At 69.6% G+C, this 16736-nt stretch carries 16 protein-coding genes; 10 read left to right on the top strand and 6 right to left on the bottom strand.

Annotation, left to right across the window (positions count from 1 at the left end; genetic code table 11):
• From ACFWJ4_RS13950 to ACFWJ4_RS13940, 3 genes are all read right to left on the bottom strand, one after another.
• Positions 1-1239, bottom strand: a 1239-nt coding sequence (locus ACFWJ4_RS13950) for a ParB/RepB/Spo0J family partition protein (RefSeq protein ID WP_380543152.1), incomplete at its 3' end; no start/stop codon positions are given.
• On the bottom strand, positions 1239-1877 hold the full coding sequence (locus ACFWJ4_RS13945) for a ParA family protein (RefSeq protein WP_359902473.1): 639 nt from the start codon (positions 1875-1877) through the stop codon (positions 1239-1241). The genes ACFWJ4_RS13950 and ACFWJ4_RS13945, both read right to left, overlap by 1 nt.
• A gap of 1157 nt (positions 1878-3034) precedes the next feature.
• Entirely contained in the window at positions 3035-3778 is a 744-nt protein-coding gene (locus tag ACFWJ4_RS13940) for a MerR family transcriptional regulator (protein WP_380543149.1), read from the bottom strand.
• Between the two features lie 74 nt (positions 3779-3852).
• Between ACFWJ4_RS13940 and ACFWJ4_RS13935 the strand changes: the two genes are divergently transcribed.
• From ACFWJ4_RS13935 to ACFWJ4_RS13920, 4 genes are all read left to right on the top strand, one after another.
• Positions 3853-4845: an ATP-binding cassette domain-containing protein gene (locus tag ACFWJ4_RS13935; RefSeq protein WP_380543146.1), complete on the top strand. Its 993-nt coding sequence runs from the start codon at positions 3853-3855 to the stop codon at positions 4843-4845.
• On the top strand, positions 4842-5645 hold the full coding sequence (locus tag ACFWJ4_RS13930; protein ID WP_380543143.1) for an ABC transporter permease: 804 nt from the start codon (positions 4842-4844) through the stop codon (positions 5643-5645). Before ACFWJ4_RS13935 ends, ACFWJ4_RS13930 begins: the two co-directional genes overlap by 4 nt.
• Positions 5646-6219: 574 nt before the next feature.
• Positions 6220-7056 carry an IS5 family transposase gene (locus tag ACFWJ4_RS13925; protein WP_380543140.1) on the top strand — a complete coding sequence of 279 codons (837 nt, stop codon included), beginning with the start codon at positions 6220-6222 and terminating at the stop codon, positions 7054-7056.
• Between the two features lie 146 nt (positions 7057-7202).
• The gene (locus ACFWJ4_RS13920) at positions 7203-7505 is read left to right on the top strand and encodes a hypothetical protein (protein WP_380543137.1); all 303 of its coding nucleotides are present in this window, start codon (positions 7203-7205) and stop codon (positions 7503-7505) included.
• On the opposite strand, the gene ACFWJ4_RS13915 is transcribed toward ACFWJ4_RS13920, so the two are convergent.
• On the bottom strand, positions 7502-7930 hold the full coding sequence (locus ACFWJ4_RS13915; protein WP_380543134.1) for a hypothetical protein: 429 nt from the start codon (positions 7928-7930) through the stop codon (positions 7502-7504). The two genes, ACFWJ4_RS13920 and ACFWJ4_RS13915, sit on opposite strands and share 4 nt — an antisense overlap.
• Before the next feature lie 342 nt (positions 7931-8272).
• Between ACFWJ4_RS13915 and ACFWJ4_RS13910 the strand changes: the two genes are divergently transcribed.
• Positions 8273-8419: a hypothetical protein gene (locus ACFWJ4_RS13910; RefSeq protein WP_380543132.1), complete on the top strand. Its 147-nt coding sequence runs from the start codon at positions 8273-8275 to the stop codon at positions 8417-8419.
• Between the two features lie 38 nt (positions 8420-8457).
• On the opposite strand, the gene ACFWJ4_RS13905 is transcribed toward ACFWJ4_RS13910, so the two are convergent.
• Entirely contained in the window at positions 8458-12336 is a 3879-nt protein-coding gene (locus ACFWJ4_RS13905) for a hypothetical protein (protein WP_380543130.1), read from the bottom strand.
• A 367-nt stretch (positions 12337-12703) separates the two neighbouring features.
• On the opposite strand from ACFWJ4_RS13905, the gene ACFWJ4_RS13900 reads away from it, so the two are divergent.
• The 5 genes from ACFWJ4_RS13900 (at position 12704) to ACFWJ4_RS13880 (ending at position 15533) form a co-directional block, all read left to right on the top strand.
• Positions 12704-13129, top strand: a complete 426-nt coding sequence (locus ACFWJ4_RS13900; RefSeq protein ID WP_380543127.1) for a DUF2690 domain-containing protein — start codon at positions 12704-12706, stop codon at positions 13127-13129.
• A 202-nt stretch (positions 13130-13331) separates the two neighbouring features.
• Positions 13332-13760: a DUF2690 domain-containing protein gene (locus ACFWJ4_RS13895; protein WP_380543124.1), complete on the top strand. Its 429-nt coding sequence runs from the start codon at positions 13332-13334 to the stop codon at positions 13758-13760.
• A 314-nt stretch (positions 13761-14074) separates the two neighbouring features.
• A complete protein-coding gene (locus ACFWJ4_RS13890) occupies positions 14075-14515 on the top strand; it encodes a spore-associated protein A (protein ID WP_380543121.1) in 441 nt (146 codons plus the stop codon).
• A gap of 196 nt (positions 14516-14711) precedes the next feature.
• A complete protein-coding gene (locus ACFWJ4_RS13885; RefSeq protein ID WP_359902461.1) occupies positions 14712-15053 on the top strand; it encodes a spore-associated protein A in 342 nt (113 codons plus the stop codon).
• A gap of 123 nt (positions 15054-15176) precedes the next feature.
• A complete protein-coding gene (locus tag ACFWJ4_RS13880; protein WP_380543118.1) occupies positions 15177-15533 on the top strand; it encodes a spore-associated protein A in 357 nt (118 codons plus the stop codon).
• A gap of 511 nt (positions 15534-16044) precedes the next feature.
• On the opposite strand, the gene ACFWJ4_RS13875 is transcribed toward ACFWJ4_RS13880, so the two are convergent.
• Complete coding sequence (locus ACFWJ4_RS13875; protein WP_380543196.1) at positions 16045-16599, bottom strand: hypothetical protein; 555 nt, start codon at positions 16597-16599, stop codon at positions 16045-16047.
• Positions 16600-16736: the final 137 nt, after the last annotated feature.

Here is a 16736-nt window from a genome sequence, read left to right as displayed (position 1 = left end):
GCGGCGATCAGCGGCGGTGCGATCGCCACCCAGTCCACGGACTGGATCAGGCTGCCCGGGTTGGCTACGGCTGGTCGTCAGCAGCCGGTTGGCCAGGGCGTCGGCGAGGCGGTAGGCCTCGTCGGCCGAGAGGGTGCGGCAGATGGCGTCCGCCAGCTCCTCCACGTTGTGCCAGTCGACGTCGCCGAGCTCCGCCTGCGGGGCGGCCGACGACTGCTCGTCCACCGGGACCACGGCCCGCTGCTCCGGCATCGGGAGCGGCTCGGAATTTTCCGCGGAAAATCGCTCGGTGCTCCGGACGGGCTCGGCGCTCGCGACCGGGTTACGGGGCGCGGGCTCCGGCCGGGGAGCGACGGGAGCCGGCGCCTTCACGGTGGCCGGTGCCGCCTCCGCGGCCGGCTGGGCCGCAGGCGTGGAAGCAGGTGCGGAGGCAGCCACCGCAGCGGGCTGCGGTGCGGGCGCCTCTGCAGGCGCCTTGGTGGCGGCCCTGGCCTCCAGCTTCGCGGCGCGCCTGGCGGCAACCGCGTCGGCGTCGGACTGGAGCAGCTGCTCCAGCTCCGCGGTCTGCCCGGCCAGGGACATCGCCTCGATGCCCTTCACCGAACCGAGCCGGCGGGCGACGTTGATGGAGACGCCCTCCTCGCCGCGCGCCTTGGCCCGCACCTGGCGCTGCAGCTCGGGGTGGAGCTTCAGCAGGTTCTTGCGGTGCGAGATCCAGCTCTGGGACCAGCCCTCGGCCTCGGCGGCCTCCTTGGCGGTCGGGTACTGCGCCACGATGAGTATGACCGCGTTGGCCTCTTCGATCGGGTCGAAGTCCTTGCGCGCCATGTTCTCGTCGAGCGCGGCCCGCAGCAGGGTCGCCTTGGACTCCGCCACCGAGTCGTCGACGACGACGAGCAGCTGCTCGCGCCCGTACAGCTCAGCGGCGGCCCGCCGGCGGTTGCCGTTGACGATGACGACGTCCTGCGGTCCCGCGCCCAGCGTCTGCTGGTCCTCCGGCCACAGCCGCAGGTAGGCGGCCGGGGTGACGGCGAGGCAGCTCTGCAGCTGGCGGTCCTTGATGCTCGCCAGGTCGGAGAGGTCGCCCAGCTCGTCACGGGGGTTGCGCGGGTTGGGCAGGCAGTCGGCGGTGGGGATCCACTTGGCCACCGGGGCGCTGTTGTTGGCGCTGTCCACGCCGGGGGCGTCGACGACCGGGTCGCCGGCCATCGACGCGAAGGAGACGCGACGACCCGCCATCAGCGGCCCCCGTAACCCAGCTCGAGGGACAGGCGGAAGAAGTCCTCGCGGGCCCGGTAGGCGGTACCGCTCTCCTTGTACTGGGTGACGACCGTTCCCTCGGCCACCGCCCGCGAGTGGATCTTGTACCGGCGCAGGACGGTCTTGGCGCGGGGCCACCCCTTCGCCGTGATGTACGCCTCGGTGTCCTCGAGGTCGGCGCGGCCGTCCCGGGGGTCCCAGTTGTTGACGACGATCCGGAAGGGGATGTCCATCGGCTCGATGACCTTCTGGATGGTCCGGGCCGTCGGGTCGAAGCACAGCGGCTCGGTGATCATCGGGACCAGGACGTCGTCCGCGATCTCCAGGGCCCTGCGCAGGATCTCCTCGTCCGCCAGGGTGCCCGGCGTGTCGATGAAGATGTGCTGGTACTCGTCCTTCTCGCCGAGGACGTCGAAGGTGCACGCCGCGAGGTTGACCGTGGTGGTGGTCTTGCCCACGCCGCCCTTCTGGTTGGCGATGACGTGGATCTTCGCGCCGGTCTTCTTCAGGTGGATCAACTGCTCGGCATGGTCGTGTGCCGCCATGAAGTCGAAGGGCAGGTTGTCTCCCACCCGCTCGGCCCAGACGACGGCGGACCCCTGGGGGTCGGTGGACACGACAAGCACAGATGGCTTCATGATGTTCCGTTCTCTCCGTGGGCTTCCCGGGCCGACTGCCCGGTACTGCGGATGCCCGCCGCTCAAAGCCGTGGTCGGCGGACGGAGAACAGCATTCCAGATGATCAGCCCGGAGCCTGACACGACCCGCGTGTCATGGAGCACAAAAGGGTTGGATCGCGATGGCCGGACTCCCGGAGAACCGCTCTGCTTTCCTGAGTCGGCATCCAATCTCCAGAGCCTTCACCTGCGGTGATGCCTGTTTGACGGAGGGGGGAATTCATGAGCACTGGTCATTCGCATGGGCGGGTACGTCGTGCGCGTGCCGGCTCTCACGACGCAGGCCGACCGTCGCGGCACGGCGAGTCCCGCCCGGAGCCGGCCACCGGGTGACGGCCGGCTCCAGGCCCGACCTGGGCAGGGTGAACGTCGGGGGTGCTCGCATTGGTCCCGGTGCGCTGCCCGTCGGCGAGCCGGCGGTCAATGGGCTCCGGAACTGTGACGGGCATTCCCGACCGGGAGGATGCGGACGTTGTGCTCGGGACGGCCTTGTCGGGCCGAACTTGGACGTGCAACCGGCCGACCGCGCCGCCTCGGAGCAGAATGGGACGCGAGACGGCGATCCCGTGATCCTGCTGCTCGAAGTGCTCCGATGTGGGCGACGTGGCGGAGCGATGTGCGAAGGGTCGGCCAACCGAGGAAGTAGCCCTGCTCGGCTGGGAGAACGGAGCGCCAGGTCGACCCCTGCGCAGACGGGGCTGTGGACTCGAACTGACTTAATTGGCGCACTCTGAGCCGAATCACAGCAGGTCAGAAAGTGTAGGCCCCGCACGCGCGGGGATGGCTCCTCCTGGACGGTCACGTCGGAGTCCGAGTACAGGTAGGCCCCGCACGCGCGGGGATGGCTCCAAGCCGCCCGCCTTCGAGCCGCCGGCCCCGGCGTAGGCCCCGCACGCGCGGGGATGGCTCCTGGCCCACGAGGAGGTCGCCGACTCCTACCTGCCTTGTTCCGGCAGTGCCGAGTCCCCCGCAGAGCGTGTCTCGACAACCCTCCCTGGCTTTCGGGGGTTGAGGCTGGTGAGCTCGCATGTGCAGGGGTCGCATATTCGCGGAGATCCTCCACGACTGCCGTTTAAGCCATCGGAGGCCTGGCCGCCTCAGTGTCCAGTGTTCGAGGTCCGTTCCAGGCAGAGCTCGAACAGCCGTTTCACCGCAGGTAGCGGCTTGCCGGCGTGCGCGGTGATCAGCGAGAGTGTGGCGTCCACGGTGAGGATCGGCTCGACCCCGTTCGCCTGCGGGTCCTGGAGCCCGCCGAGGGCATTGACCTGGTCTGCCACGGCCTCGAGCCGGGGGTCGTCCCGGTCCCAGTCCGCGATCTCCTCAATGAGCAGATAGAGACGCTGGAATGCGGGGTCGGCCAGTCCGCCGCGTTTAGCCTGCGCCCATTGCGCCACCTCGTCCGGGAACTGCGCCGACAGCAGGGTCCATGAGTCACGCTCGATCTGGATCGCGTAATCGCTCGCACCGATGCGGCGCAGGTCGTCGAAGAGCGCGACGACTGCCTCCGGCAGGAAGAGCCGGTCTCCGGTGCCCAGCGCGGCGATTCGCTCGCGCCGGAGCTTCAGGTCGCGGATCCGGGCGGCGAGTTCCCGGTCGAGTACGGCCAGACAGGCGTGGAACTGCTCGGGTTCGGCGGCCATCAGCTCCTCGATCCGGGCCAGCGGCACCCCGGCCTCGGACAAGGTCTTGATGCGGATCAGGGCAGCGACGGCCGCCGCGTCGTAGCGCCGGTAGCCCGAGGAATCGCGCTCCGGTTCGGCGATCAGGCCGCGTTCCTGGTAGTAGCGGATCGCTCGCACCGTCAAACCGAGGTGCGTCGCGACCTGGCCAATCGTGAGCACGATCCATCCTTCGGCGGAGTCTCGGGGAATCGGGCTTGACCCTTCCGCTGCGGAAGGCTTGGACGATCGGTGCCATGACGAGACCGACCGCATCAGTCCAGACTACTCAAGCCCCGGCCGCACACCCCCCGGCGATCGCCGCCGCCGGATTGCGCAAGGCCTACGGCGAGCACGTCGTGCTCGACGGCATCGATCTGAGCGTCCGTCGCGGATCGGTCTTCGCTCTTCTCGGCCCCAACGGCTCGGGCAAGACCACGACGGTGCAGATCCTGTCCACCCTGCTTCCCGCGGACGGCGGAGTGGTGCGTGTGGCCGGCCACGTCCTGGCCACGGAGCCCGACGCGGTGCGGGCCGCGATCGGCGTGACCGGGCAGTTCTCCGCGGTGGACAACCTGCTCACCGGGCGGGAGAACCTGATACTGATGGCGGACCTGCACCATCTGCCCAAGGCCGAGGGACGCCGCTTGGCCGACCATCTGCTGGAGCGCTTCGACCTGGTGGAAGCGGGCGGAAAGCCGGCGGCGACCTACTCCGGCGGCATGCGTCGTCGCCTCGACCTGGCGATGACGCTGGTCGGCGATCCGAGCATCATCTTCCTCGACGAGCCGACCACCGGCCTGGACCCGCGCAGCCGCCGCGGCATGTGGCAGATCATCCGCGAACTGGTCGCCGGCGGCGTCACCGTCTTCCTCACCACGCAATACCTGGACGAGGCCGACCGGCTCGCCGACCGCATCGCCGTCCTGGACCGCGGCAGGCTGGTCGCCGAGGGCAGCGCCGCCGAGCTCAAGCGGCGGGTGGCCGGCGGCCGCATCGAGCTGAGATTCGCCGACGCCCCGGAACTGGAGGCCGCTGCGCGGCATCTGGACGCCGCGACCCGCGACGCGGAGAACCTCACCTTGCACGTCCCCAGCGACGGCACTCTGCAGTCCCTCAAGGACCTCCTCGAGCGCCTGGAGGAATGGGACGTGCAGGTCGAGGCACTGGCTGTCCGCGCCCCAGATCTCGACGACGTCTTCTTCGCCCTCACCGACCACACCGCCACGAACCAGGAGGCCGCCCGATGAGCACCCGGTCCCACGCCGTGCGCGACTCGATCACGATGCTGCGCCGCGACGTCAAGCACTCGCTGCGGTTTCCGATGATGAGTGTCAGCGGCCTGCTCATGCCGATCGGCATGCTGCTGTTGTTCGTCGGGGTGTTCGGCCGCACGCTGAGCGGTGGTCTCGGCGGCTCCGGCGGTGCGGCCGGTGGCGGGTACATCAACTTCCTCACTCCCGGAGTCCTCCTGATGGCGGCCGGTGCCGCAGCGGCCGCCACCGCGGTGAACGTCAACGTCGACATGCACCAAGGAGGCATCGTCCCACGGTTCCGAACCATGGCGATCACCCGCTCCGCGGTGCTGACCGGCCAGGTCCTCGGCGCAGTGAGCCGGACGATGATCAGCGCGGTTCTCGTGGTCGCGGTCGCCGTCGGGCTCGGCTTCCGATCACCGGCCGATCCCATCGCATGGCTCGCGACCGCCGGCCTGTTCGCCCTGCTGACCATGGCCCTGACCTGGATCGCCGTCGCGTTCGGGCTCAAGGCCAAGACACCGGCCGGGGCGAACAGCCTCTCGCTCATCCTCCAGTTTCTGCCCTTCCTCAGCAGCGCCTTCGTGCCCACCGACGCGATGCCGACCGGGGTGCGGATCTTCGCCGAGTACGAGCCCTACACCCCCGTCATCGACACCTTCCGCGGCCTGATGATGGGCGGGCAGATCGGCCACAACGGCGTCCTGGCCGTGGCCTGGTGCCTCGGGCTCGCAACGGCCGGCCACCTCTGGTCACGAACGCTCTATGACCGCGGACCTGCCACACAGGCCTGAGTGTGGCAGGCGCGCTGGATCGCCCGCTCCGATCCGCCGGAGATCAATTACGGGACGACCCTTACTGACCTCGGCGCTTGGAGGTGACGGCGGTGGCAGATCTTGGGAACGGCTGCGCCGGTCACTGCGACGGTCCGCCGGTAGAACGCGCCGATCCATCACCCCGAAGCGCCGAAGTCAGCAGCGGGGACAGCACGTCAGCCACACCGTCTCCTTCGACGGGACCAAACCGGCCGTGATGAGCGAGGCCACCGCGAAGCTCACCGCCTGACGGCGAACGGGCCGGGGACGGTCATTCCAGCTCCACCACGCCGCAGCCGTGACGGCCCGCCCTTTCCGGCGGGCCGTTTCGACAGACGACGGGCCATCGTCGCCTGGTCCGTAAAGCCCGCGGAGCCCCATCAGGAAAGCGTTGCCGCTCCGGCAGTTCTGCGGCCTCGCAGGTGCGGGACTGGGTCGGCCGCAACCCTCAGAGGGCGTTCTGCGAGTCTTGGGCGGTTCTCGTAGTCCTTGAAGGCAAGTTGTCCGGTTCCGGTACTTCACGGCGGGCCGTCGACGCGGTGTGCTGACGGATGTGGACGAGCGCCCTGCGTACCCGAGCGACCTGTCGGATGAAGCCTGGGAGCTGATCCGGCCGGTCCTCACCGCGTGGAAGGCGAAGCATCCCTCGGTCAGCGGCCATGCCGGTCGGTACGAGATACGGGAGATCGTGAACGCGATCCTCTACCGGGCCCGCACCGGATGCCAGTGGCGCTACCTGCCCCACGACCTTCCACCCAAGAGCGCGGTGTACTACTACTTCGGCACATGGCGCGACGACGGGACCGCCGAGACCATCCACGACCTGCTGCGCTGGCAGGTCCGCGAAAGCCGCAGGCGACACGAGGACCCCACCGCGGTCGTCCTGGACTCCCAGACCGTGCGGACCTCGACGAACGCGCCGAAGGACACGACCGGACTGGATCCCGGCAAGAAGAGCCCGGGCCGCAAGCGGGGCATCGCCACCGACGTGCTCGGCCTGGTCATCGCCGCCGTCGTGGTCGCGGCCAGTGTCCACGACAACGCGATCGGCATCGCACTGCTGGACAAGGTCGTCCGCGCCGCGCCCACCGTGACCAAGGCATGGACGGACGCGGGGTTCAAGAACGCGGTCGTCGAGCACGGCGCCCGCCTCGGTATCGATGTGGAGATTGTCCAACGTGAGCCCGGTGCACGAGGGTTCACACCGGAGCCCAAACGGTGGGTGGTCGAGCAGACCCTGGGAACGCTCATGCTCCACCGACGCCTGGTGCGCGACTACGAGGCAAAGCCGGCCAGCTCGGTCGCGATGATCCACTGGTCCATGACCGACGTCATGCTCCGCCGCCTCACCGCCGCCACCACGCCGACCTGGCGCGACCCACCGACCTGACACGCAGCCCCCGACCAGCAGGAGCATCGATAAGGGAACTCCTGGACAAGATCGAGACCCGACAGCAGATCGTCCGCGAGACGACCGAACAACTGCGTGACCGGATAGCCCGTCTCACCGAGCAGCTCTCAACCGCCGAAGACACCTTGAGACGCCTGCAGATCACCCGCGAAACCCTGCTGGAGATCGCCGGAGACGACGACCGCACCCCTGGCCTCGTCCCATCGGCCTACCGGCAGATTCTCGCCCTGTTCGAGAACGCCGAAGACGGCCTGCGCGCCAAGGACGTGTGCCGGGCACTCGGCGTCGGCGCCGAGCCCCGCCACACCGAAGGCACCCGAGCCAAGCTGAAGCGCCTGGTCAGCCGTGGCGTTCTCATCGAACCCGAGCCCGGCCTCTTCACTATTCCTCAGCCGTCCCGTACCACGACAGTGCCACCCTCAAGTTAGAACCCGGCAAAGGCGTTCGATGACGATCGAAAGCCGGCCACGATCTGGTGCGCGTGCTGATCATCTCGGCCGAGGTCGTGGACCGCTTGATCGGCCTCTTGAACCCGGCTCGTCTCGCACAGCAGTCGAACAAGGCCGTAAAGGGCGTCGCGGTCGCCATCTTCGGCGCGCATGCGTAGCGCTGCCTCCATCCCCCGCTCTCGAAGCGATGCGTTGAGCCTCCGGCGTGCATGGACATCGGTGAGGGCGAGTTCCGTGAGCTCTGCGAACCGTCCTGCTCGGGCAAGCAATGCCATGTGCCAGAGATGGTTGTCGTGGGCGTAGGAATCGGCGGAGTAGCACTCGGCCCGGGCACTCACCAACGTGATAGCCGTATCCCAATCCCGGAGCTGTTCCGCGTCCCGGGCCTGCTCGAACCACTCCATGGGACGAGTATCGCTGAGCGCCGCCTGATGCGACATCTCGGCAGGTCCCTGATGAGTCGCCGTCAGGACCAAGCACTGACCGATAAATGCTCACAGAACGCCCACTGACACCGTCGTCCGGGCCGGCTGAACCGCCATGAGGCAGGCGTCCTCGCCCTCGGGGCTCCGATGGGCGTTCCGTCACGGCAGAGCGAGCGAGGTTCAGGGGACCCGTGGGATGTCGCACACCTCGACCGCACCGGCTTCACCCGGCTCCTGGGCGAAGCCGCTGTGGGCGCCGGCGGCTGGTCAGTGGGCGACGACGACCGTGATTGGCGTGTCGTCGCAGCCGACCGCGATCTCGTGGAGCGCGTTCGGCTCGATGGGATCGACGGCGAGTCGCCAGCGGGTCTTCGCGGCCACTCCGAGGCCCCGGACCTCGTCCTGCTGCTCACCGTGAACTGGAGCGCCGTCGGCGGCTGGTCGTACGGCTGGACAATGAGCGCCTGATCGGCGGCGAGGGCCCGCAGGGAATCGCACCGTCGGGGTCAGCAGACCTTCCGGTAGGGCACTTCGGGGAGGTACGTGTCCCAGTCGGTTCGCGGCAGTCCGCCTCCGGCCCGTTCGCAGATGTCGGCGGCTTCCCGGTCCGGGGCCACCACGACCGCGTGCCCTGGTACGTGCTCGGTCGCCATGCGCAGGGTGCGGTCGTCGGGGCTGAAGGCCAGGGAGAGGGTGGCGCCTCCTGGTGCGGGGAGGGCGGGGCCGAGTGGTTGGTGGGATGCGAGGTCCCACATCCGCAGTGTGCCGTCGGTGCCCGCGGCGGCCAGGGTGCGGCCGTCGTGGGAGAACGCGATTGCGGAGATGGGGTCGAACACCCCTGCGGCGTTGGGTCTGAAGGTGCCGGGCAGTACGCCCAGGTTCCGCTCGGCATTGCCGTCCCAGAGTGTGACGCGGCCGCCTTCGTCGCCGGTGGCCAGGTACCCGTCGTCCGGGCTGAAGGCCACGGCGTGGGTCGTGTTCTGGGTGAGCGTACGGGGGTTCACCTGGCCCGATGGCAGGTCGGCGAGTTGGTTGTGCGAGGTGACGAGGAGTTGTCCGTCCGGCCGGACGGCGAGTTGTTCCCCGCCGACGCCGGAGATCAACCGTGTTCTGGCCCTCTGGGACAGGTCCCAGACTTCCACGGCCTCCTCCTGCGGCATCCGTGACACCAGAAGCGATCGTCCGTCCGGTGTGAAGGCGATCGCGTTGACAGTGGACACGGTGAGCCTCTCACCGGCCACGAGGTCCAGGGTCGCGGTGACGCTGGCGGTGGAGACGTCCCAGATGGACACCCTGGGGGGTGCGTCCCACTGCAAGCGGTCGAAGACGCTGAAGGCGAAGGCTCCCCCGTCGGGACGAAAGGCCGTGAGGACGGTGCAGGGCATGGAGCTCTGACGCCGCGAGGTGCAGGACGTGGCGGGGAGGTCGACGACGTTTCCCGGCCCGCGGAGATCGCGCAGTTGGAAGCGGTACATGTCCCCGCCCTCCGGCGATGCCAGCGTGGCGAGTGTGCTGCCGTCGGGGCTGAACACGGCAGCCGCGATCGGTCGGCTCGTCCAGGCCGGAGCGAGGCCAGTCGTGAGGTCGATGGTGCGGACCACCGCTCCGGTCGGGCCCTCCAGGTAGCGGATCCTGTGTGCGGCCGGATCCAGCCTGAACTGGCTGGCGTCGGTGTTGGCGAGCGGATGCCGCAGGAACGGGACCGATGGGGTGTCAAGGCGCCACAACAGCACCTCCTTGCCGTCCGACGCCACCATGAGCGTTCCGTCCGCGCTGAACGCCGCCTCCCTGATGTCGGCGTGCTCGATCCGCGGGAGCTCCGTTCCCGAGGCGATGTCCCAGATCCGGACTCCGCCGCTGTCGACGACTGCCAGCCGGCGGCCGTCCTGCGCGAACCCGACCGCCTGGTTGAGGCACTGCTGCGCGGTGACGTCGGGGGCCCAGGGGGTTAGGACCTGGCGCTGTTCGGGCACATTCCACACCTGGACGGGCTCGCCCGGAACGCACAGCGCCATCAGGCGGTCGTCGGGGCTGAGCGACGCATCGGGGTACGGGTAGTGCTGCATGCGGTCCTCCACCCACATCCGCCGCTGCCTGGCTTCAGGTACACCGCGTAGCTCGTCGGGGCCGACCGGCCTGCGCTCACCGCCCCTGGTGCGTCGTTCGACCAGCAACCGGCCGTCGCGGACATCCCGGACCTGGACCACGTCGTCCTCGCCCGCGACAGCGTAGAGGAGCAGGGTCCGTCCGCTCGGGCTGAGCCGGGCCGCGGTCGGGTCCAGGCCGGGACCGGAGGAATGGCGTGACACCGGGGTCGCGCCCGTACTCTCCTCGGGCAGGTTCCACACGTTCACATGGTCGTGCTCGAACACGGCGAGGGTCCGGGCGTCGGCGCTCATGTCGTCCACGTCGTCCGCTTCGGCCCCCAATCCGGGCAGCGAAGCCACCCGGCGGTGCGTGTCGACGTCCCACTTCACCACCTCGTCGCGGCCGACACCGACGAAGGTGCGGCCGTCGCCGCTGAGGAAGTGGGTCTGCGGGACGGATTTGCCGGAGGGCGGGTCGGTGAAGACGTCCTGATCCGGCTGGACGGCGGCGCCGAGCAGTGCGGACCGTGACTCGGGAAGATCGGCGGTCTTCCACGCGGCGAGGCTCAGCCGCATTGCCGTGAGGGGGTCGGAGGTGCGCATGCCGTCCGCCACCGCGGCGGCCCGGCGGGCGGCGGCCTCCGTGCGACGCCGTTCGCCGGTCCGATTCTGCTGCCACGCGATCACCCCGGTCAGCAGGACGAGGACGACCAGGGCGGACAGCGTGCCGAGGAGGGTGCGCAGCCGTCGGGCTGAACGTGCCGTGCTTCGCTGTTCTCGGCTTCGGGCGGCGAGAGCGGCCCTGACGAACTCGAACTCCAGCGGGGTGAGGTCGTCGCGGTGCCCGCCGGTCGCGAAGGCCGCTTCGGCCGCTGCCAGGAGGGTGCCCCGGTAGAGCGCTCCGGGATCGCGGCCCAGGTCCTCCCAGGCCTTGGCGGCCTCGGTGAGGCGCCGGTGCTGGCGCAGCCTGTCGCGGGCGTCGTCGACCCACGCGTTCAGCCGCGGCCAGCAGCCGATCAGTGCCTCGTGGGCGAGGTGGACGGTGTCGCCGTCCAGGGTGATCAGCCGGGCGCGGGCCAGGCCTTCGAGCACCCCCGCGGTGCCGGTGTCGCCGGTGTCGCCGGTGCCGCCGGTGCCGAGGGATTCGAGTTCGGTGCGGTCGGCGGGACGGCTCGTGTCCTGAGCGCCGTCGCCCGGGGTGACCAGTCGCAGCAGGATGCGCCGGGCAGTGGTGGCCTGTTCCGGTGTCAGGCCGCCGTAGGCCCGCTCCGCGGTGCGGGCGATGGCGCCGCGTACCCCGCCGGCGGCTTCGTAGGCGGCTTCCGTCAGTGTCCTGCCCTTGCGGCGGCGCCAGGTCTCCAGCAGGGCGTGCGACAGCAGCGGGAGTCCGCCCGGTTCGCCGTCGACCTCCTCGATGATCCTTGAGGTGAGGGCGCGTTCGACGATCAGGCCCGCGCCGGCGGCCGGCTTGACGATGGCCTCTCGCAGCTCGGCCGGGCCCATCGGCCCGAACAGCAGCGTGGCCTCCCGCAGGGCGACGGCCAGGCCGTGGTGGTCCGCGCAACGGCCGAAGAAGTCCGCCCGTACCGCCAGGACCACCCGTAATCGGCTGTCCGGATCACCCGCTGCCAGCAGCAGGTCGAGGAAGGCCGCGCGTTCCGCCGGTTCGGTGCACAGCGTGAACGCCTCCTCGAACTGGTCCACCACCAGCACCGTGTCGCCCGCGCCGTTCGCGGGCGCCATCAGCGCGGCATGGTCGGAGGCGGGCCGCGGGCCCGGAGTGAGGATCCGGATGGCGGCCGGACCCGTGCCCGCCGCGCCCCGGTCCCGGAGCGCCGGAATCAGTCCGGCGCGCAGCAGGGAGGACTTGCCGCTGCCCGAGGCACCCACAACGGCGACCAGGCGACGGGAGTCCACCAGGGCCAGCAGGTCGGCGACGAGCCGGTCGCGGCCGAAGAACCGCTCCCGGTCACCGGGTTCGAAGCGGGCCAGGCCCCGGTACGGAGCATCGGCGTCGTCACCGCCCTCGGCTGCCGCGTCCCGCGCCGCGGCGTGCCAACGCCGCTCCCACTCCGCGAGGTCCCCGCCACAGGCCTCCACGTAGGCCAACGCCACCGGCAGCGAGGGAAGTTGCTGACCGCCGGCCGCCCGCGACAGCGTCGCGACCGAATAGCGGGTACGGCCGGCCATCGCCCGGTAGGTGAGGTCTCCGGCTTCCCCGCGCAACCGGCGCAGCTCGAACGCGAAGCGTTGGACCGGCCCTGCGGCCGGATCCAGCGGGCTCTCCTGGCGCCCCATCCTGTGTCCTCCCCCACTCGGCGACACCACCGGACCGGCGTCAACCTACGGGCCGGGGAAACCCACCACAACGGCTTCTCATCAGCCTGTCTCGTTCCAGCGGTCCTTCCGACCTGCGGAGCGGCATTTTGTTTCGTCCGGCAAGCAGGGCTGCGCAACAACCGGCCGGCTGTGAAAACTCGAACCGTGCCGGGGCCAAAGCACAGCAACGGCCGGCCCTGACGCCGGCACGACCACGCCCCGGGGACACCACCGCCCGTACGGGCCGTGTTCCGCCGCACCGGTGAAGCGCAACGGCATCCGAGACCCTGCGGCTCTCGGAATGCCGCACAGTCCCCTCCGCTCCCCACACCGAAAGGAGACAGCGATGTCTCTCGTCAAGATCCGTACCGCGATGGTCGCGTTCGCGTCGAGCGCGGCACTCATCGGCGGCACCGTCGTTCTCGCCGCTCCGACCGCATTCGCCGCCACGCCCCGGGTCACCGCCGGCTGCTACGGGTCCTCCTGCAACGGACTGGACCCGGTGGACATGGGCTGCAGCCCGGACGCCTACACGGTGGAATCGGTGGATTCGGCGAAGGGCACGATCGAACTTCGCTACAGCCCTTCGTGCAAGGCGAACTGGGCCCGGATCTCCGGCGCCTCGAACGGGCAGGAGTTCTACGTGTACAACGAAAGCCTGGTCGTGTGGTGGCACGCGATCGGCTCCACCGGATACGGCGACATGGTCGATGGCTCAGGCAAGGCGCGTGCCTGCATCGCTAGCGGCGGCGCCTGTACCGGATGGCACTGAGGCTCCTTCGCCCGTTCGGGCATCCGGGGAGCTGCGGTGGTAGCGCAGCTCCCCGTCCTCGGCGGGGTCGGCAGCTGACGCCCGGGTGGGTGTGGCCCACGGTCAGCACCCCACCCGCGGTCCTGCCATCCCTTGCCTCGCCGGGCGCACGCCGACACACGCAACTTCTGCCGATCCCCTTCTTACAGGGAAGGAAATCCGAGTGAAGCGTACGAATCGTCTGGTCAGGGTCCTGGTCGGTCTCGCGGTGGCCGCGACGGCGCTGGGCGGGCTCGCCGCTCCGACCGCATCCGCCGCCACGCCCCGAGTCACCGCCGGCTGCTACGGGTCCTCCTGCAACGGACAGGACCCGGTGGACATGGGCTGCAGCCCGGACGCCTATACGGTGGAATCGGTGGCCTCGACGTTGGGCACGATCGAACTCCGCTACAGCTCTTCGTGCAGGGCGAACTGGGCCCGAATCTCCGGCACCTCGATCGGGCAGAACTTCTGGGTGCAGAACACGAACGGAAACATCCACGGGTGGATCGCGACCGGCTCCACCAGCTTCGGCAACATGGTCAACGGTTCGGTCCAAGCGCGAGCCTGCATCGATAACTGGGACCAGCCCATCTGCACCGGCTGGCACTGAGGCCCCTCTGCCCGTTCGGGGATCCGGGGAGCTGCCGTGGTAGCGCGGATCCCCGTCTTCGGCAGGGCCCGCAGCTGACACATCGGCGGAGCCCGAAACCCGCAGCGCGGGCATTCGCATGGCTCCGACCCTTCCGCCGGGATGGTCCGAAGCGGGTTCGGCGCGACCACCCGGGTGGGGCGTGACCGTCAGTCACGCCCCACCCGTGCCCCTGCCATTTCCACTGCCCGGCCCAGCGCACTCCGAAATCAGTCCGGGCGAATTCTCGCCGATGAAATGAACCGCCACACGGAGATCAAACCTGAGGGAGAGAAATGAAGGGCAACTTCAAGGCAGCCGCAGCATCGCTGATCGCAAGCGGAGTGCTGCTGATGGCATCGCCTGCAACGGCAACCGCGGCCGAGGTCCCCTCGCGCCTCGGAACGGATCAGGCGGCCGCCGGATACAACGGCGCCTGCGGCAGCGGATACCGGGTCATCGACAGCCTGCGACTGGAGTCGGGCGCCAACATCTTCCTGACCTATTCGGACAGCGGGTTCAACTGCGTCGTGACGGTGGCCGAATACCCCGGGTCCGCCCGATCCATGGACGCGTGGATTCAGCGGACCGGCGACTACGCCTCCCGTCATTCCGACAGCGGTAACTACACCGCTTACGCCGGCCCGGTCTTCGTCTACGCCGAGGGAAGCTGCGTGGACTGGGGTGGCTCGTACCTCTACGGGAAGTACTGGCAGAACGCCGGGCACTGCGGTTGATCCCGCCGTCGCGGCGCTCTCCGATCCCCCGCATTCCCGGGAATTCCGACCCGGATCATCCACCCCACCCACTCGGTCAGTCGCACAGGGAGTCCAAGTGAGGAAAATCCAGTCGTTCCGCCTTCGCGCAGGAATCGCCCTGTCGTTGGCGCTCGTGGGCCTCTTCGCTTTTCCGCAAGCGGCCGCAGCAACTCCGGTGAACGGGACCTACAACGGATCGTGCGGCGCCGGATACAGCGAGGTCGATTCGCTCGACATCAGCGGATACGGGCGCACCTTTCTGACCTGGAACAAATCCAACGGCTACAACTGTGTCGTCACACAGAAGTACGGGGCGAACGACGGACCCGTCGAGCTCTACTACATGACGGCCTGGATCCAGCGGACCGCAGACGGCTTCGAGGAGGAGGACAAGAACCTCTACCACCACTACGCGGGTCCGGTGTACGCGAACGGGCGGGCCACCTGCATCAACTGGGGCGGCTACGTGGACGACGCACCCACCGGGGCGTACCAGTACAGGTCGCACTGCGGGTAGCGAGGAGAAGGAGGAACGATCATGATCGTCGAAGCACTCCATTGCGGTGGGGTCGGCCCTCGCGACGGTCCCGGACGGCTCCGGGGCCTCAGAAGGTCCGTTCCCGCCGTCATCGCGGGAGCCATGACGATGGGACTGCTCGCCCTCGCCACTCCCGCCGCCCACGCTGACGCGTCCGGACTCTGCGGGAACGGATACAAACCCATCGACTCCGCGCCGGTCGGGAACCTCGGAACGGCCTACCTGACCTGGAGCGCGGAGTCGGGCCGCAACTGCCTGGTCGTCGTGCGTAGCCACCCGGGCGCCGCCCTCTCGATGAATGCCTGGATCGGGCGGGACGACGGCATCCAGGACATCGACTCCGGCTACTACACCTCGTACGCCGGCCCCGTCTCCGTGGACGGCCGCGGCACCTGCATCGACTGGGGCGGTGTGATCCACGACCAGGAAGTCAGCCGCTGGCACACCCACTGCGGATAGCCCTGCCGCCCGGGAGGGGCGCCCAGTCCGACGGCCTCTTCACCTGACGAGAAAGGAGGACACCCGATGACCGGCGCGCTCGGAAGGATCGGCACGCTGGCCGGCGCGCCCACCGTGGGGTTTGCCCCCCGTGACCCTGGCGCCCGGGACGGCCACCGCAACCACCAGCGCCCACAGCGGAGTCTGAGGCGCCGGCTGCTTCTCCTCGTACGCGGGGCCGGTCTGCCTCTACGCGAAGAACTTGTGCATCCACTGGAGCGGCGGCATCGGGGGAGCAGCGACAGGATGCTCGCAGGTCATTTCAGAGCCGACTCCTACGGCAGGTGACAGTCCGAGGATCCGGCTCCCCGGTGCCCGGGGGTGAAGTGCACACCAGGGGCACTGCGCGGGCGGCACGTCGATCGGCAGAAGAGACCGGGAGGCCCGGCAGCCGTCATGGGTGCCGGGCCTCCCGGTCGTCGGCCGGTGACATGTCGGGTCCGACCACAAGCTGGTCCACGTGCCGTACGGCTCAGTCCCGCCGGCGGGGAGCCTCGTCGTCCGGGGTGTCAGGGCCGGCGAAGTGGAAGGGCACCGACAGGTGCCCGGCCAGGGCCCGGCCCGCGCGTTCGGCGGCCGCGGCGCATGCGAGCTGTCCACCGCCGGCCTCCTCCCCGCCGTCCGGGTAGCGCCTCGCCGTGGTGGAGGGGATGGTGGCCAACGGATGCTCCTGCGCGGGGTCCTCGGTGATCGCCAGCAGGACCGTGAACCAGTCGTGGACGGTGTCGCCGTCCCGGACCGCCTCGATCGCCACGACGCGGCCGGGGCAGCCGGCAGCACGAAGCGCCAGGGACTCCAGGTCGAGGGGGCTGTCCGGGCTCCGGGCGATCCGGTCGCCGTGGTGGGTGTAGCGGTCGTTGACGACGTCCTGGGCGATGCCGATGCCGATGCCGGAGGGGACACGGCCGACATCGAGAACGGTCCGCAGCGCGCGGAACAGGGAGTCCTGGAGGACGTACCCGTCGATCTCGTCACGGATCCCCGCAGGCAGGCTCTCCCACCACGCGGCCCGCGCCGCCTCGTCCATCTCCACCGGTGCCTCCCCCGTTCCGCTGCGGCCCTTTCCCAGCAGGGCGGTGCACCACGCTATCCGAGGCGGTACGAACGAGCGCACGCTTTCCTGTCCCCACCCCCGACGCGGGCGCGGCAGCGAGGACGTCCTCG

This window comes from Kitasatospora sp. NPDC127067, assembly GCF_042724755.1.
Lineage (GTDB): Bacteria > Actinomycetota > Actinomycetes > Streptomycetales > Streptomycetaceae > Kitasatospora > Kitasatospora lactacystinica.
This window is presented reverse-complemented; position numbering and strand designations above follow the sequence as displayed.

Bases quoted from the DNA above. Each gene is read 5' to 3' on its own strand.
- ACFWJ4_RS13930 (WP_380543143.1), top strand. From the start codon at position 4,842: ATGAGCACCCGGTCCCACGCCGTGCGCGACTCGATCACGATGCTGCGC.
- ACFWJ4_RS13880 (WP_380543118.1), top strand. From the start codon at position 15,177: ATGACGATGGGACTGCTCGCCCTCGCCACTCCCGCCGCCCACGCTGAC.
- ACFWJ4_RS13890 (WP_380543121.1), top strand. From the start codon at position 14,075: ATGAAGGGCAACTTCAAGGCAGCCGCAGCATCGCTGATCGCAAGCGGA.
- ACFWJ4_RS13905 (WP_380543130.1), bottom strand. From the start codon at position 12,336: ATGGGGCGCCAGGAGAGCCCGCTGGATCCGGCCGCAGGGCCGGTCCAA.
- ACFWJ4_RS13900 (WP_380543127.1), top strand. From the start codon at position 12,704: ATGTCTCTCGTCAAGATCCGTACCGCGATGGTCGCGTTCGCGTCGAGC.
- ACFWJ4_RS13915 (WP_380543134.1), bottom strand. From the start codon at position 7,930: ATGGAGTGGTTCGAGCAGGCCCGGGACGCGGAACAGCTCCGGGATTGG.
- ACFWJ4_RS13935 (WP_380543146.1), top strand. From the start codon at position 3,853: ATGACGAGACCGACCGCATCAGTCCAGACTACTCAAGCCCCGGCCGCA.
- ACFWJ4_RS13875 (WP_380543196.1), bottom strand. From the start codon at position 16,599: ATGGACGAGGCGGCGCGGGCCGCGTGGTGGGAGAGCCTGCCTGCGGGG.